The sequence below is a fragment of the Rhizobium terrae genome (assembly GCF_003425685.1).
In the GTDB taxonomy this organism is placed as follows: domain Bacteria; phylum Pseudomonadota; class Alphaproteobacteria; order Rhizobiales; family Rhizobiaceae; genus Neorhizobium; species Neorhizobium terrae.
Genome location: NZ_QJKM01000003.1, coordinates 467,195 through 482,333, shown reverse-complemented (window position 1 = coordinate 482,333; position 15,139 = coordinate 467,195). Strand labels below are relative to the sequence as shown.

Here is a 15,139-nt window from a genome sequence, read left to right as displayed (position 1 = left end):
CTGCGGTCGCGCCATCGCAGTCATCGGCCGCAGATCGAAATCTCCATAGCCCCCGACCGTGGCCCGCGGGTTCCTTCCTCGGGGACTTTCGTACGCCTCCGGCGCCCGAAACTCTTCACGAGAGTGGCCATTGGCGGCATCTGCCGCCATATAGCTTCGCTTTTTTGTATCGCTTCAGCTTCTAGCAGGAAGGTCCAGCCAAAAATGCCGTCTCACTTCGAGGCGGCTTTTTTCTTTTCGGCCGGGGCCGTTCCAGCCGTCGTGGTGGTTGCCGTGTCGAGCGGCTGGGCGGTGGCGACGGGTGCTTCCTTCGGGCCTTCGCCCATGCGGTTCCAGGCGTCCAGACCGGCGATCTTGTAGGCTTCGGCGAGCGTCGGGTAATTGAAGGTGTTCTCGACGAAATATTCGACCGTGCCCTTGAGGTTCAAAACGGCCTGCCCGATATGCACCAGTTCGGTCGCGCCTTCGCCGACGATATGCACGCCGAGCAGGCGGCGGGTCTTCAGTGAGAAGATCAGCTTCAGGAGGCCGGTGTCGAGGCCCATGATGTGGCCGCGGGAGGTTTCGCGGAAACGGGCGATGCCGCATTCATAGGGAATGCCGCGCTCCTTCATTTCCTCTTCGGTGAGGCCGCAGGTGGAGATTTCCGGAACCGCATAGATGCCGTAGGGGAAATATTTCTGCGGTTCCTTGGCGATCGCGCCCACCGCAACGCGGGCGGCGACGCGGCCCTGTTCCATCGAGGTCGAGGCGAGGCTCGGGAAACCGACCACGTCGCCGGCGGCAAAAATTCCCGCCACCGAGGTCTCGAAAGTCTCCGGATTGACCTTCAGACGACCGCGGCTGTCGGCATCGAGGCCGGCGGCGGCAAGATTGAGCGTATCGGTCGCCCCCATGCGGCCGGCGGCAAAGAGCACCATGTCAGTGATGAGGCGGCGACCGCTGTCGACCTGCACCGCGACCTTGCCATCGGGAAGGCGCTCGACTTTTTCGGCTTTCTGGCCGAGCAGAAGCTTCATGTTGCGGTCGCGCAGCTGATAGGTGAAGTCCTCGACGATCTCCTTGTCGATGAAGTCGAGCATGGTCGGTTTCGGATCGATGACGGTGACGGCCGTATCGAGCGCCGAGAAGATGGTGGCATATTCGATGCCGATGACGCCGGCGCCGATCACCACCATGGAGCGGGGCAGCTCTTCGATTTCCAGCAGTTCGTCGCTGTCGAGCACGGTCTTGCCGTCGAAAGGTATGTAGTCGGGACGGAAGGGCTTGGTGCCGACCGCCAGCAGGATCGAATTGGCGGTGACATGCATCGTCTCGCCGTCGTCCTTGAGGACCGCCAGCGTGTCGGGGGTCACGAAACTGGCTTTGCCGCGGATGCTGCTCACCCGGTTGCGGGCGAACTGGTGCTCCAGCACCTCCACTTCGTGGTCGAGGGTGATCAGCAGACGGCGGCGCAGGTCCTCGGCGCTGATCTCCTGCTTGACGCGATAGGCCCGGCCGTAGAAGCCGCGTTCGCGCCAGCCGGAAAGGTTCAGCGCCGTTTCGCGCAGCGTCTTCGAAGGAATCGTCCCCGTATGGACCGAGACGCCGCCGACCCGCTTGCCTTGCTCGACGACCAGAACCTTCTTGTCGAGTTTGGCTGCCTGGATGGCTGCGCGGCGGCCTGCCGGGCCGCTGCCGACGACGATGAGGTCGTAATGGTTCATGGGGATGCTCCGCTCCGAAATCTGTCCGCTGCCGCGATGCGACAATGCTCACGAATCCCTTTGTAGCTGCCTATTCTAAAGTTTTGATTGCGGCACGTCCAAGCCTTGATTTCAGCCTCTGCGCCCAGAATTTGTGCAATGCGAAAGCTGCCGAAAATTTGTCTTGACGTATGACAGGAAATGCCTTCCATTCGGACCAATTAATAATTGGTACAAGAAATGGTACAGGGGACAGCAGATCAGCCACACGACAATTCGAACTATGCGCTCGACCGCCTGAGAGAGCTGCTGCAGGCTGGTGAGTTCGGTCCGGAAGGGCGTCTGCCGACGGAGCGCGCCTTGGCGGAGATGCTCGGCATCAGCCGGCGGGCGGTGCGCCGCGCGCTCGAAGTTCTGGAAGCGGAGGAGCTCATCTGGCGCCGCCAGGGTTCCGGCACCTTCATCGGCAAGAAGCCGAGCGACTGGACCGAGCATCTCGGCGCGCTGGTTGCCGGAACGGACTTCATGGAAATCCTCGAGGTGCGTCTGAGGATCGAGCCGCAGCTCGCCCAGCTTGCCGCCATGCGTGCCAAGCCGGCGGATATCGCCAAGATGCATGAGATCGCCGCCCGGATCATCGAAAGCAGCGACGCCGATGCGCGCGAGCTCTGGGACGGGGCTCTTCACCGCCTGATCGCCCAGAGCGCCGGCAACCAGCTTTTCCTGTCGATCTTCGACGTGATCAACCGCGTCCGGCAGGACGAGGCTTGGCGGGCGATCCGCGAGCGGGCCCGCTCCGGCAGCGATGCGGTCAACATGTCCTTCCAGCAGCACCGGGTGATCATCGATGCGATCGCCGCGCATGACCCGGTGCGGGCGGGCGAGGCGATGCGCGAGCATCTCCTGATGCTGCAGGAGCGCCTCATCAGGACCACCTCGCTGGGCGCGATTGAATCCGGTCGGCTGAGTGAAGTCGGCTGAGCGACCCTCTGCGGCCATCACCTGCCGCCAAAGAAGCCGGAAAACCGGCCGAGACTAAAAACAGGAACCTGAACAAACGAGAGGAAAAATCACCATGAAGCGATTTACCAAGCTGACAACGGTGCTGCTTGCGGGCGCGCTGTTCGCCTTCCCGGCGCTTGCCGTCGACCTGCGCATCGGCCTGCAGGACGATGCCGACGTCCTCGACCCGGCCCAGTCCCGCACCTTCGTCGGCCGCATCGTCTATACGGCCATGTGCGACAAGCTGATCGACGTCTCGCCGGACCTGAAATTCGCTCCGCAGCTCGCGACCGAGTGGAAATGGTCCGCCGACGGGAAGGAACTCGTCATGAAGATCCGCGACGGCGTCAAGTTCCACGACGGCACGGCATTGGATGCCGCGGCCGTCGTCGCGACGATCGAGCGCAACATGACCCTGCCGGAATCCCGCCGCAAGAGCGAGCTTGCATCTGTTGCCAAGGTCGAGGCATCCGGCCCGCTGGAGGTCAAGTTCACCCTGAAGGCTCCGGACGTGACGCTGCTGTCGCAGCTCTCCGACCGCGCCGGCATGATCGTCTCCCCGACGGCCGCCAAGGCGCTCGGCGCCAATTTCGGTTCGAAGCCGGTCTGCGCCGGCCCGTTCAAGTTCGTCGAGCGCGTCCAGCAGGACCGTATCGTGCTCGAAAAATTCGCCGATTACTGGGACAAGAGCAAGATCTTCATCGACAAGGTCACCTATCTGCCGATCCCGGATACGACCGTGCGCCTCGCCAACTTGCGCTCCGGCGACCTCGACTTCATCGAACGCGTCGCGCCGACTGACGTCGCCGCCGTCAAGGGCGACTCCGCCCTGAAATACGACGCGACCGTCAATATCGGTTACATGGCCCTCTACGCCAATATCGGCAACGGCGCCCGCGCCGACAACCCGTTCGGCAAGGACAAGCGCATCCGCCAGGCCTTCTCGCTGGCGATCGATCGCGAAGCCATGAACCAGATCGTCTACGAGGGCACGGCGGTCGGCGGCAACCAGCCGTTCCCGCCGAACAGCCCGTGGTTCAACAAGTCTCTTCCCGTTCCGGCCCGTGACGTCGCCAAGGCGAAGGCGCTGCTGAAGGCAGCCGGCACCGAGCGCGTCAAGGTGGAGCTGCAGATCCCGAACAATCCGGTCGCCCAGCAGATGATGCAGATCCTGCAGTCGATGGTCACCGAAGCCGGCTTCGACGTCAGCCTCAAGTCGACCGAATTCGCAACGCTGCTCGACGAGCAGACCCGCGGCAATTACCAGCTCAGCCGCTCCGACTGGTCCGGCCGTGTCGATCCGGACGGCAACATCCACCAGTTCATCACCTGCAAGGGCGGCATCAACGACACCAAGTACTGCAACCCGGAAGTCGACAAGCTGCTGAACGACGCACGTGCCTCGACCGACGATGCGGTCCGCAAGCAGAAATACGACGCTGCTGCGGTGATCCTCAACGACGAACTGCCGGTCATCTATCTCGGCCACCAGTCGTGGATCTGGGCATACAAGAAGAACGTCACGGGCTTCGTGCCGAATCCTGACGGCATGATCCGCCTCCAGGGCGTCAAGAAAGGCTGACCTCTGCGTGCCGCATGGAAGTGGAGCCATGCGGCACTTTTCCCAGGTGCCTGCGACATCGGTGTCCGACCGGACGTGATTTCCGGACCGGCGATGGGCGGAGGCCATGAACGGGAACTCGGCGCGTTCGCTGGATGCGCGGTGTTCTGTAAGACAGGAGAGGCGGTAGAATGCCCGTTTACATTGGAAAACGTCTGCTGGTCGCAATCCCGACCCTGCTGATCATATCCATTTTCGTTTTTTCATTGCAGAAGCTTTTGCCCGGCGACCCGATCCTGGCCATGGCCGGCGAGGAGCGCGACCCGGCGGTCATCGAATTCCTGCGCGACAAATACCGGCTGAACGATCCGGTGATCGTGCAGTATTTCTACTGGCTCGGCGGCGTGCTGACCGGCGATTTCGGCATTTCGCTGCGCACCAACCAGCCCGTCCTCGAACTCATTCTCGAAAAACTGCCGGTGACGATCCAGCTCGCCGTCATGGCAATGTTCTTCGCCATGATGATTGGCATTCCGATCGGCATCCTGGCGGCGGTCAGGAAGAACACGGTCGTCGACTATTTCGCCAACGTGCTGGCGCTCTCCGGCCTCTCCATCCCGAATTTCTGGCTCGGCATCATGCTGATCCTCTTGATCTCGGTGCAGCTCGGCTGGCTGCCGGCATCCGGTTATGAATCGATCTTCGTCGATCCTGTGCGGTCGCTGCAGACCATGGTCATGCCGGCCTTTGTGCTCGGCAATGCGCTGGCGGCGACGCTGATGCGCCACACCCGCTCCGCCATGATCGGCGTCTTGAGTTCGGACTATATCCGCACCGCCCGCGCCAAAGGCCTATCGCCGCGCGAGGTCGTCCTCAGCCACAGTTTCCGCAACGCGCTGCTGCCGGTCGTGACGCTCTCGGCGCTGCTTTTCGGCGAACTGCTCGCCGGCGCGGTCTTGACCGAACAGATCTTTACCATCCCGGGCTTCGGCAAGCTGATCGTCGATGCTGTCTTCAACCGCGACTATGCGGTGGTGCAGGGCGTCGTACTGTGTACCGCAGTCGGCTTCATCCTGATGAACCTCATCGCCGACGCGCTTTACGTTCTTCTCAATCCGCGCCTCAGGGCGACCATCTAGGGCAACGATATGACGGTGATCGATCAAGCTCCCGCCGCCGCCGTACCGAAGCGCGAGAAGAGCCGCGCCTGGCGCAAGATGAAGCGCAACAAGTCGGCGCTGGTCGGCACGGTGATCGTCCTCTTTTTCGCGCTTCTCGCGATCGCTGCACCCTTCCTGCCGATTCCTGATCCGGTCGCGACGAGCTGGACGGCGATCCGCAAGGCCCCGTCCGCGGCCCATTGGCTCGGCACCGACGATCTCGGCCGCGACATTCTCTCGCGGATGATCTGGGGCGCGCAGGCCTCGCTGATGGCTGGTATCTTTTCGGTTGCGATCGCCGTCTGCATCGGCGTGCCCTTCGGCCTTATCGCCGGTTACTTCGGCGGCTGGGTGGACATGGTGATCTCGCGCATCACCGAAGCGCTGCTCGCGCTCCCTTTCCTGATCATGGCGATCGCGCTCGCCGCCTTTCTCGGCCCGAGCCTGATGAACGCAATGATCGCCATCGGCCTCTCCGCCATGCCGATCTTCGTGCGGCTGACGCGGGGTCAGGTGCTGGCGGTCAAGACGGAGGACTATGTCGAAGGCGCCCGCGCCGTCGGCCTCAATCACTTTGAAATCATGGTCCGTTACATCTTGCCGAATGTTTTCGCGCCGATCATCGTCCAGGCGACGCTGACGATCGCGACCGCGATCATCGCCGAAGCTAGCCTTTCCTTCCTTGGCCTCGGCCAGCAGCCGCCGGCGCCGTCCTGGGGGTCGATGCTCAATGTCGCCAAGAATTTCCTGAGCCAGGCGCCGTGGATGGCCATGTGGCCGGGTGCGGCGATCTTCCTCGTCGTTATCGGTTTCAACCTTCTGGGCGACGGCCTGCGCGATGCGCTGGATCCCCGCGAAGCATGATTTGAAAAGGATTTTTAGGAATGACTGAATTCACCACGCGGCCCGAGATCCTCGGCACCTTCGGCGTCGTCACCTCGACCCACTGGATTGCATCCGCCGTTGGCATGGCGATCCTCGAAAAGGGCGGCAATGCCTTCGACGCGGCCGTCGCCACCGGCTTCGTCCTGCAGATCGTCGAGCCGCATCTCTGCGGTCCCGGCGGCGACATGCCGGCCGTCTTCTATTCGAAGAAGAAGGACAAGGTCGAGGTCATATGCGCCCAGGGACCGGCGCCGGCCGGCGCCACCATCGAGCATTACACGGCGGAAGGCCTGAAGCTGATCCCCGGCGACGGCCTGCTCGCGACCGTCATTCCCGGCGCCTTCGACGGTTGGATGCTGATGCTGCGCGACTACGGGACGATGAGCGTCCGCAACGTTCTTGAGCCGGCTATCTATTATGCGGAGCACGGCCATCCGGTGCTCGCTCGCGTCTCCGCCACCATCAAGGGGCTCGCAAGCTTCTTCGAGAAGGAATGGCCGACCTCGCATGCCACCTGGCTGCCGAGCGGTTCCACACCCGAGCCGCAAAGCAATTTCAAGAACCCGGTTCTCGCCGAGACCTGGAGGCGCGTCATCGCCGAATCCGAAGCTAAGAGCGGCCGCGAAAACCAGATCGAGGCAGCTCGCGACGCCTTCTATCGGGGCTTCGTGGCCGAGGCGATCGACAGATACGTCTCGACCACCGCCGTGATGGATGCCAGCGGCGCCAGGCACAAGGGCGTGCTGACGGCGGACGACATGGCCAATTGGAAGGCCACCGTCGAGGCACCGCAGACCTACGACTACCATGACTGGACCGTCGCCAAGACGCCGGCCTGGGGGCAGGGGCCGGTTCTCCTGCAGTCGCTCGCGCTGCTGAAGGGTTTCGACGTCGCCGCCATGGACCCGGCCGGCCCGGATTTCGTCCATACCGTCGTCGAGGCCATGAAGCTCGCCTTCGCCGATCGCGAGGTCTATTACGGCGACCCCGATTTCGCGCAGATCCCGACCGAATACCTACTGTCGGAAGGTTACAACGCCGAGCGCCGCAAGCTGATCGGAAACGAAGCCTCGCTCGACCTGCGCCCCGGTCGCGTGCCGGGTTACGACCGCCAGCTCGACATGACCATGGCGATGCTGGCCGAGATGAGCGGCAAGGGTACGGTCTATGAGCCGACCATGGCGCACCTCTCCGAAAAGCGCGGGGATACCGTCCATATCGACGTCATCGATCGCTGGGGCAACATGGTCTCGACCACGCCGTCAGGCGGTTGGCTTCAGTCCTCCCCGATCATCCCGGGACTCGGTTTCGCGCTGAATTCCCGCGCCCAGATGTTCTGGCTGAAACCCGGCCTGCCGACGTCGCTCGCTCCGGGCAAGCGGCCTCGCACGACGCTCACCCCGTCGCTCGCGCTGCATCAGGGCCGGCCGACGCTCGTTTTCGGCACGCCCGGCGGCGATCAGCAGGACCAGTGGCAGCTGCCCTTCTTCCTGCGCTACGTTCACCACAAGCCGAACCTGCAGGCGGCAATCGACATGCCGCTCTTCCATACGTCGCATTTCCCCGGCTCGTTCTATCCGCGCACCAGTTCGCCGGGCGAGATCATGGTGGAAAGCAATATAGGCTCCGATACGCTCAGTGAGCTGAGCCGCCGCGGCCACAAGGTGACGGTCGCCGACCCGTGGAGCGTCGGCCGCCTGACGGCCGCCCGGCGCGACGTGGACGGATTGATGCGTGCGGCTGCGACGCCGCGCCTGATGCAGGCCTATGCGGTAGGGAGATAAGCATGACATGGTCCATTGTTGCGCGCGATCCTGAAACGGGTCATTTCGGCATCGCAGTCGCCAGCCGCTTCTTCGCGGTCGGCGCGGCCGTACCGCATATCAAGGGCAGGGTGGGCGCCGTCGCTACCCAGGCCTTCGTCAGTCCGCTCTACGGGACAGACGGCCTGAAATTGCTCGAAGACGGCAAATCGCCGGACGAGATCATCGCCACGCTGACCGCCCGCGATGACGGACGCCGGCAGCGCCAGTTCCACCTGATCGATGCCAGGGGCCGCAATGCCGCCTATACCGGCGAGATCTGCGTCGACTGGGCCGGCCATCTGGTCGACGACAACGTCTCGGTCGCCGGCAACATGCTGGCCGGCCCGCAGGTGATCGCCGAGACGCTGCGCGTCTACAAGGAGCGGATCGCGGCCGGCGCGCCGCTTGCCGAGCGCTTGCTCGACGCCATGGATGCGGGCGAGGCGGCCGGCGGCGACAAGCGCGGCAAACAGTCCGCGGCCATGGTTCTCTATCGCGACCAGGATTATCCCTGGCTGCGCATCAATGCCGACGACCACACCGATCCGCTTGGCGAGCTCCGCAGGCTCTATGCCGTGGCGCAGGAGCGTTTTCTGCATGTCGCCGAGACGATGCCGACCCGCGAGAACCCGCATGGCATGATCGAGCGTCGCGTCATCGACGAGAAGATCGCCGCGCTCGAAGCGGCCCGCGAGGCGGAGGGCCGCCCTTCCGCTTCCTTCGCCACGCCCTGGAAACCTTGAACGAGGAACGCCTTATGAGCGAAACACCGGTTCTTTCGGTCAAGAACCTCGCGACCTCCTTCCTGGTCGACGGCGAATGGAAGAGCGTTGTCCGCAACGTTTCCTTCGACGTCCGACCCGGCGAGACCGTCGCGATCGTTGGCGAATCGGGCTCCGGCAAGTCCGTCACCTCGCTGTCGATCATGCGGCTCCTGGCTCCCGGTTCGAGCCGTATCGAAGGCAAGATCCTGCTGAACGGCAAGGACCTGCTCGCACTTTCCGAAAAGGACATGCGCGGAGTGCGCGGCAACGACGCCTCGATGATCTTCCAGGAGCCGATGACCTCGCTGAACCCGATCTTCACCATCGGAAGGCAGATTTCCGAGGTGCTGACCCGGCACAAGGGCCTTTCGAAACAGGAAGCCCGCGCCGAGACCGTGCGGCTTCTCGAAAAGGTGCGCATTCCGAATGCCGGCGCCCGCTTCGACGATTATCCGCACCAATTCTCCGGCGGCATGCGCCAGCGGGTGATGATCGCCATGGCGCTCGCCTCCAAGCCGAAGCTCCTGATCGCCGACGAACCGACGACGGCGCTCGACGTCACCATTCAGGGACAGATCCTCGACCTCATCAAGGTGTTGCAGGAGGAGGAGGGCATGTCGGTGCTCTTCATCACCCATGATATGGGAGTGGTCGCCGAAATCGCCGACCGTACCATTGTCATGTATCGCGGCGAGGCGGTGGAAAGCGGTCCGACTGGGGACATTTTCCATTACGGCCAGCACCCCTACACACGTGCGCTCCTTTCCGCCGTGCCGAAGCTTGGTTCGATGCAGGACCGCAAATGGCCGACCCGTTTTGCCGTCGTTGACATCAAGACCGGCGAGACGGCCGAACCGCAGGAAGTGGCGAACACCGTCGCCAAGGGCAAGACGCCGGTGCTCGCGGTCAAGAACCTCGTCACCCGCTTTGCGGTCCGTTCCGGCCTGTTTGCGCGTCAGACCGGTTCGGTGCATGCGGTGGAGAACATCTCGTTCGATTTGTTCCAGGGCGAAACATTGTCGCTGGTCGGTGAATCCGGTTGCGGCAAGTCGACGACCGGCCGCTCCATCATGCGGCTGATCGAGCCGACCGGCGGCGAAGTTTCCCTCGACGGATACGACGTGCTCAGGCTCGATTCGGTCGGATTGCGCAACATGCGCAAGTCGGTGCAGATGATCTTCCAGGATCCGTTTTCGTCGCTCAATCCGCGCATGACGGTCGGTGCGGCGATCGCCGAACCCTTCGTCAAGCACAAGCTCGGCACCGCAAAGGAGGCCGGGGACAAAACCGCGGATCTCCTGCGCAAGGTGGGCTTGTCGCCCGACATGGCGAGCCGCTACCCGCACGAATTCTCCGGCGGGCAGCGCCAGCGTATCGCGATCGCCCGGGCGCTGTCTCTCGATCCGAAAGTCATCGTCGCCGACGAAAGCGTCTCGGCGCTCGACGTCTCGATCAAGGCGCAGGTCTGCAACCTGCTTCTCGACCTGCAGCAGAGCCTCGATCTCGCCTTCCTGTTCATCAGTCATGACATGGCCGTCGTGGAACGCGTCAGCCATCGCGTCGCGGTCATGTATCTCGGCGAGATCGTCGAGATCGGCCCGCGTGCGGCGGTCTTCGGAAACCCCCAGCATGCCTATACCAGGAAGCTGATGGCCGCCGTCCCGGTTCCCGACCCGGCCCGCCGCGGCATCCGCCGGGGCATTTCGAACGAGGAATTGAAAAGCCCCGTCCGCCCTCTGGGCTTCGAACCGCCGAAGCGGGAGTATAGGGAGGTTTCGCAGGGGCATCTGGTGCAGGTGGCTTGATATAGAGGAGGGCGCCTACTCGGGCGCCCGTCTCGCCTCCACCAGTAACCTGATCCGCTCGGCATCTTCCGCCGTCATCGGCGTGAAGATGACGATGCCGAGGTCCGGGCGGCCGTCGACGGTGAAGGACGAATATTCGAGCATCAGGTCGCCTGCAGTTTCATGGCGGAAATGCTTGAGGCCCTGGCCGTAGTTCTGGATATCGTAGTCGCGCCAGATGGCGGCGAATTCCGGGCTCGTCTTGCCGAGATCCTCGACCATCGCCTGCACCGCTTCCTGCGCGCCGATGCGTGCGGTTTCCGCCCGGAAGGCGGCAACGGCGTACCGCGCGTCACGCTCCCAATTGACCATATGGCCGCGGACGCGGGCATTGCAGAAGATCAGCTTCAGGATGTTGCGCTCTTCTAGCGGCAGCGTCGCATAGTCTGTCATGACGACCGCGGCCGCATCATTCCAGGCAACCACGTCCCAGAGCGGCGTGCGCAGGACGGCTGGACTGTACGGCATGGAATGCAGCACGCGTTGAAGCTGCGGTGTGACCGGCTCAAAGGCCTGATAGCGCACCTCCGGCGGCCGGTGCTGCGCCAGGAGGAAAAGGTGCTCGCGCTCGGCTGGCGTCAGCGACAGCGCCCTGGCGAGTCGGTCGAGCACGTCGGCGGAAGGCGCACCACCACGGCCCTGTTCGAGCCATGTGTACCAGGTAGCGCTCACATTGGCGCGCTGCGCCACTTCCTCGCGCCGGAGGCCGGGCGTGCGCCGTCGCGTCGCCGGAATGCCGAAGGCGGCGGGATCCAGCTTGGCGCGCCGATCCTTCAAATAGTTTCCCAAGAGATTGTCGTCCTGGACTGGCGCCATGTTCTGCCTGTTAGTCCCGATACCGGTATAAGGTCACGACTTTTAACGCGAAAATCCTGACCGTAGTTGAAGCCGTCATTCATGAAATGAGGCTTTTCATATGCGTGTCTTTGTAACAGGTGCAACAGGTTTCGTCGGCTCAGCGGTCGTTCGTGATCTGATCGCGGCGGGACATCAGGTTCTGGGCTTGGCACGATCCGATGCCGGTGCTGCATCGCTTGCCGCCGCCGGTGCCGAAGTGCATCGCGGCAGCCTGGAGGATGTCGACAGCCTGCGCCGCGGCGTGGCGGCCGCCGACGGCGTCATCCATACCGGCTTCAACCACGACTTTTCCAACTTCAGGGAAAACTGCGAACTCGACCGCCGCGCCATCGAAGTGATGGGCGAGGAGCTGTCGGGTTCCGACCGTGCACTGATCGTCACATCAGGCGTTGCGCATCTCGCCTCCGGCCGGGCCGCAACCGAAGACGATAGGGCGCCGCCGGTTTCGGATAGCTATCCCCGTGCGTCGGAAGCGGCCGCCGATGCCGTGGCCGCGCGGGGTGTTCGTGTTTCCGTCATTCGGCTTGCTCCCTCGGTTCACGGCGACGGAGATCATGGTTTCGTTCCGATGCTGATCGCGCTCGCAAGGCAGAAGGGTAGCTCCGCCTATATCGGCGAGGGGCTCAACCGGTGGCCGGGAGTGCACCGGCTCGACGCCGCTCGTCTTTACCGCCTGGTGCTTGAAAAGGGCACTGGGGGCGCTCGCTACCATGCCATCGATGAACAGGGTGTGCCGTTCAAGGCGATTGCCGAAGTCATCGGACGCCGCCTGGGCATTCCGGTCGTCGGCAAAACCGGCGAGGACGTGAAGGAGCACTTCGGCTGGTTCGCAGGGTTCGCAGCCATGGATGCGCCGACCTCAAACGACCGGACCCGTCAACTCACGGCATGGAATCCGGAGGGGCCGGGCCTCCTCGCGGATATCGATAGGGAAACCTATTTCGCAGGTTAGAGGGTTCGCATCAGATCAGCCTGAGGCCCTTCAGGCTGACATGCCGGTCCTTGCCGATGATGATGTGGTCGTGCACCGTGATGCCGAGCGGCTTCGCGGTGTCGACGATCGTCTTCGTCATGTCGATATCGGCGCGTGAGGGGGTCGGATCGCCGCTCGGATGGTTGTGCACCATACTTGGCGTCTCGCTAAGAAGTTGATTTAGAGAGAATATTTTCGGCTAGGCTGCAATGAGGTGCCGGGGATTGGGGTCGGTTCATGATGTCCGACTGTGACCATCACGCCTGATCACCCTTATGACCGTTAGGTCTCTTTGGCGCACGGCATTGCACCCTATTCTTTTCATCCCACGCATCAAGTTCATCGAGTGGGTAGAGGACAGCCTTTCCAATTTTAACGAAGGATGGGCCGAGCCGCATCGCGCGCCAATTTCGAAGCGTCCCAACCGAAACCCCACCTCGGTAGCGTTCAGCTACTTCGTCGGGTGTGAGAAATCTGCTATCTGCCATTCCGGCCTCCTTCCGCAGCACGACCCAGGCCGAGTCGCCGTTTAGTTGTTCTGATCGTTGCGATGCTCGGACGAGGCGCGCCCTGGTTTGTTCGCTGCCCGGTGCCTCACGCATCCGCAGGGAGATACATGCTGCGTAATTTACCGCCGCGAAAGATGGCCACGTCGGATGTCGAAGAAACGGATACCATAGGCGGTACATAGGAGGGTTTGGATGCACGGCGTTCGTCGAACACCGCGACGTTGAGGGAAGGGGTAGCGGTCAGATCTCTGCAGCAGGCCCAAGGGCGGGGCCCGGTAAGGTACAAACTCTAATTCTGTCGCTGCACCGTGCGAAGGTTCGAATCCGGTTCGGCTCCCCGGGACCGACGAAACCCAGAACTATGAACTGCCGATTGCCGTCGAACGTTCGCCACAGCTTGCGACCCGCAGAAAACGCGATCGGGACCGTGAGGAGCGCATTCGCCAGGCCGGCGGTCCGAAGCCCTCGCTACGAGAGAAGGCATACGCGCTTGCTCGCGAAAGAGCCACGGTGAAGACCCGCGATTTCACCGCCATCGGTATCCCAAGACACTACCTTGCGTGGATGTGCGAGGAGGGCCTCCTGGTGAAGGTGGGCTATGGATTCTATCGCGCCGCGGATCGCGAAGCTGCGTGATCTGGCTCGACCTACAGGTCGATGTCGCGCGGAAGTTCGCGGTCGCGTGTCAGGTCGAGCTCTGCCCCAATCAGTGGCGATCGCAAAAGCGTGGCGACGATGCCGCCTTTGCCATCGAGAGCCTCGCCGATCTTGGTTCTGATGCGATCGGCGTCGGCCCCTCGCGCGGAGAGTCTTTGCGCCGGTCGTCGGATCATGTCGGGGTCGCTCTCCAATTCGGTAACCTAATATCGGACGATGCTGGACTCCCGCGCGGACCTAACCTCGCGACTCCGGACGTGGCGGCGCGTGCTATCCTTGAGCGTCCGGCATGGTGGTTTCGCTGCCTTCTCGCAATCCGGAACGTGAGCGTCAGCTCGCATGTCCCATTCCCGTCTGCGGGACACGTAACCCGCGTAGCTGAAGGCTATGACCGACACTTCGGTTATCCGGAAAGCTTCTGTATGGGCCGTGGAAACTGGGGGAGCTGCGACTCCCTTCGGGTCGCTTCATGACGTTTTCCGTATTTCTGGCAAGGCGAAGCCAGCCACCAGGAAATCGAGGAGTGCGCGGACGGCCGGTATCATGCCACGTCTTGATGGGAATACCGCATGGACGATGCCGCCGGGCGTTTTCCATTCGGGCAGCAGCCGGGCCAGCATGCCCGCCTCAACTTCCTTGGCGATTAGGTGCTCTGGAATCAGCGCGGCGCCAAGGCCGTCGAGCGCGGCGCCTTTCAAGGTGAGAAGATCATCCGTCGCAAGCCGTGGCACGATCGCGACTTCTGATTTTTTGCCGGACAGGTGGGTCAACCGCCAAGTGGTTTTGCCATCCCGCGCTGCCATCGAAATCGTTGGCATGTTCGCCATGTCCTCAATAGCGACAGGCTCGCCATAGGCGCGAATGAGGTCGGGCGTGGCGACCAGGACCATCTCGGAAATACCGAACTGGCGCATCGCCAATTCGGAATCCTCCATCGGCGGTAATCTCACGCGGATTGCGAGGTCGAGACCCTCCTCGATGACGTCTACGCGCCGGTTGGTCGCGTCCAGCGCGATGCGAACCTCAGGATAATCGCGCAGGAATCGACCCAGTAAGGTGCCGAGACCGCCTTGCAGCAAGCCGATCGGGCAAGACATTCTCACCAGTCCCTGCGGCCTGGCGAGAATGTGATCGATCGCATCCCTTGCCGCCTGCGCTTCCTCGAGCAGTGCCACGCAGTGTCGGTGGAAGGTCTGGCCAGCCTCGGTGAGCGATAAATGGCGGGTCGTGCGATTGATCAGGCGCACGCCCAATTCTTCCTCCAGCCGGGCAACCCGTCGGCTGAGCTTCGACGTCTGAAGACCGAGTGACCTTGCTGCAGCCGTATACGAGCCAGCGTCCACGACCCGGGCAAAATAGTAGAGGTCATTGAGGTCAGTGACTGGGCGCATGATGCCATTATTCTATTTCAGGCAAAGATCCGTTGCAACATAGCC

The 15,139-nt window shown here is 62.8% G+C and carries 14 protein-coding genes and 1 pseudogene; 9 read left to right on the top strand and 6 right to left on the bottom strand.

Annotated features, from left to right (window positions below; genetic code table 11):
* Positions 1-212 precede the first annotated feature (212 nt).
* Complete coding sequence (gene sthA / locus DMO26_RS07940; RefSeq protein ID WP_117191468.1) at positions 213-1,706, bottom strand: Si-specific NAD(P)(+) transhydrogenase; 1,494 nt, start codon at positions 1,704-1,706, stop codon at positions 213-215.
* Positions 1,707-1,925: 219 nt separating this feature from the next.
* On the opposite strand from sthA, the gene DMO26_RS07935 reads away from it, so the two are divergent.
* The 7 genes from DMO26_RS07935 to DMO26_RS07905 all read left to right on the top strand — a co-directional run bounded on the left by DMO26_RS07935 (position 1,926) and on the right by DMO26_RS07905 (position 10,667).
* Entirely contained in the window at positions 1,926-2,666 is a 741-nt protein-coding gene (locus DMO26_RS07935; protein ID WP_117191513.1) for a FadR/GntR family transcriptional regulator, read from the top strand.
* A 94-nt stretch (positions 2,667-2,760) separates the two neighbouring features.
* Positions 2,761-4,269 carry an ABC transporter substrate-binding protein gene (locus DMO26_RS07930; RefSeq protein WP_117191467.1) on the top strand — a complete coding sequence of 503 codons (1,509 nt, stop codon included), beginning with the start codon at positions 2,761-2,763 and terminating at the stop codon, positions 4,267-4,269.
* Positions 4,270-4,439: 170 nt separating this feature from the next.
* Positions 4,440-5,387, top strand: a complete 948-nt coding sequence (locus tag DMO26_RS07925) for an ABC transporter permease (RefSeq protein ID WP_117191466.1) — start codon at positions 4,440-4,442, stop codon at positions 5,385-5,387.
* A 9-nt stretch (positions 5,388-5,396) separates the two neighbouring features.
* Positions 5,397-6,272: an ABC transporter permease gene (locus tag DMO26_RS07920; protein ID WP_117191465.1), complete on the top strand. Its 876-nt coding sequence runs from the start codon at positions 5,397-5,399 to the stop codon at positions 6,270-6,272.
* A gap of 20 nt (positions 6,273-6,292) precedes the next feature.
* Positions 6,293-8,077, top strand: a complete 1,785-nt coding sequence (locus DMO26_RS07915; RefSeq protein WP_117191464.1) for a gamma-glutamyltransferase family protein — start codon at positions 6,293-6,295, stop codon at positions 8,075-8,077.
* 2 nt (positions 8,078-8,079) lie between these two features.
* Positions 8,080-8,841 (top strand): DUF1028 domain-containing protein, encoded by a 762-nt coding sequence (locus tag DMO26_RS07910; RefSeq protein WP_117191463.1) that lies wholly within the window; start codon positions 8,080-8,082, stop codon positions 8,839-8,841.
* A gap of 14 nt (positions 8,842-8,855) precedes the next feature.
* The gene (locus DMO26_RS07905) at positions 8,856-10,667 is read left to right on the top strand and encodes an ABC transporter ATP-binding protein (protein WP_117191462.1); all 1,812 of its coding nucleotides are present in this window, start codon (positions 8,856-8,858) and stop codon (positions 10,665-10,667) included.
* 15 nt (positions 10,668-10,682) lie between these two features.
* Here the strand turns inward: DMO26_RS07905 and DMO26_RS07900 are convergent, their stop codons facing one another.
* Entirely contained in the window at positions 10,683-11,522 is an 840-nt protein-coding gene (locus DMO26_RS07900; protein ID WP_117191461.1) for a helix-turn-helix transcriptional regulator, read from the bottom strand.
* A gap of 100 nt (positions 11,523-11,622) precedes the next feature.
* On the opposite strand from DMO26_RS07900, the gene DMO26_RS07895 reads away from it, so the two are divergent.
* Entirely contained in the window at positions 11,623-12,516 is an 894-nt protein-coding gene (locus DMO26_RS07895; RefSeq protein ID WP_117191460.1) for an SDR family oxidoreductase, read from the top strand.
* Between the two features lie 10 nt (positions 12,517-12,526).
* On the opposite strand, the pseudogene DMO26_RS07890 reads toward DMO26_RS07895, so the two are convergent.
* A pseudogene (locus DMO26_RS07890) lies at positions 12,527-12,688 on the bottom strand (JAB domain-containing protein); the annotation flags it as partial.
* A 106-nt stretch (positions 12,689-12,794) separates the two neighbouring features.
* Positions 12,795-13,025 carry a helix-turn-helix transcriptional regulator gene (locus DMO26_RS07885; protein ID WP_117191459.1) on the bottom strand — a complete coding sequence of 77 codons (231 nt, stop codon included), beginning with the start codon at positions 13,023-13,025 and terminating at the stop codon, positions 12,795-12,797.
* 387 nt (positions 13,026-13,412) lie between these two features.
* Between DMO26_RS07885 and DMO26_RS07880 the strand changes: the two genes are divergently transcribed.
* Positions 13,413-13,682 (top strand): type IV toxin-antitoxin system AbiEi family antitoxin domain-containing protein, encoded by a 270-nt coding sequence (locus DMO26_RS07880; RefSeq protein WP_117191458.1) that lies wholly within the window; start codon positions 13,413-13,415, stop codon positions 13,680-13,682.
* A gap of 11 nt (positions 13,683-13,693) precedes the next feature.
* Here the strand turns inward: DMO26_RS07880 and DMO26_RS07875 are convergent, their stop codons facing one another.
* Together DMO26_RS07875 and DMO26_RS07870 are read right to left on the bottom strand one after the other, a co-directional pair.
* Complete coding sequence (locus tag DMO26_RS07875; RefSeq protein ID WP_226951220.1) at positions 13,694-13,879, bottom strand: hypothetical protein; 186 nt, start codon at positions 13,877-13,879, stop codon at positions 13,694-13,696.
* A gap of 291 nt (positions 13,880-14,170) precedes the next feature.
* Positions 14,171-15,094, bottom strand: coding sequence for a LysR substrate-binding domain-containing protein (locus tag DMO26_RS07870; protein WP_117191457.1), 924 nt, complete (start codon positions 15,092-15,094; stop codon positions 14,171-14,173).
* Positions 15,095-15,139: the final 45 nt, after the last annotated feature.

What these genes read in the sequence shown, in the direction of transcription:
- DMO26_RS07925 (WP_117191466.1), top strand. Translation starts at nt 4,440, where the DNA reads ATGCCCGTTTACATTGGAAAACGTCTGCTGGTCGCAATCCCGACCCTG.
- DMO26_RS07905 (WP_117191462.1), top strand. Translation starts at nt 8,856, where the DNA reads ATGAGCGAAACACCGGTTCTTTCGGTCAAGAACCTCGCGACCTCCTTC.
- DMO26_RS07910 (WP_117191463.1), top strand. Translation starts at nt 8,080, where the DNA reads ATGACATGGTCCATTGTTGCGCGCGATCCTGAAACGGGTCATTTCGGC.
- DMO26_RS07870 (WP_117191457.1), bottom strand. Translation starts at nt 15,094, where the DNA reads ATGCGCCCAGTCACTGACCTCAATGACCTCTACTATTTTGCCCGGGTC.
- DMO26_RS07900 (WP_117191461.1), bottom strand. Translation starts at nt 11,522, where the DNA reads ATGGCGCCAGTCCAGGACGACAATCTCTTGGGAAACTATTTGAAGGAT.
- DMO26_RS07935 (WP_117191513.1), top strand. Translation starts at nt 1,926, where the DNA reads ATGGTACAGGGGACAGCAGATCAGCCACACGACAATTCGAACTATGCG.
- DMO26_RS07920 (WP_117191465.1), top strand. Translation starts at nt 5,397, where the DNA reads ATGACGGTGATCGATCAAGCTCCCGCCGCCGCCGTACCGAAGCGCGAG.
- DMO26_RS07930 (WP_117191467.1), top strand. Translation starts at nt 2,761, where the DNA reads ATGAAGCGATTTACCAAGCTGACAACGGTGCTGCTTGCGGGCGCGCTG.
- DMO26_RS07895 (WP_117191460.1), top strand. Translation starts at nt 11,623, where the DNA reads ATGCGTGTCTTTGTAACAGGTGCAACAGGTTTCGTCGGCTCAGCGGTC.
- DMO26_RS07885 (WP_117191459.1), bottom strand. Translation starts at nt 13,025, where the DNA reads ATGGCAGATAGCAGATTTCTCACACCCGACGAAGTAGCTGAACGCTAC.
- DMO26_RS07875 (WP_226951220.1), bottom strand. Translation starts at nt 13,879, where the DNA reads ATGATCCGACGACCGGCGCAAAGACTCTCCGCGCGAGGGGCCGACGCC.
- sthA (WP_117191468.1), bottom strand. Translation starts at nt 1,706, where the DNA reads ATGAACCATTACGACCTCATCGTCGTCGGCAGCGGCCCGGCAGGCCGC.
- DMO26_RS07915 (WP_117191464.1), top strand. Translation starts at nt 6,293, where the DNA reads ATGACTGAATTCACCACGCGGCCCGAGATCCTCGGCACCTTCGGCGTC.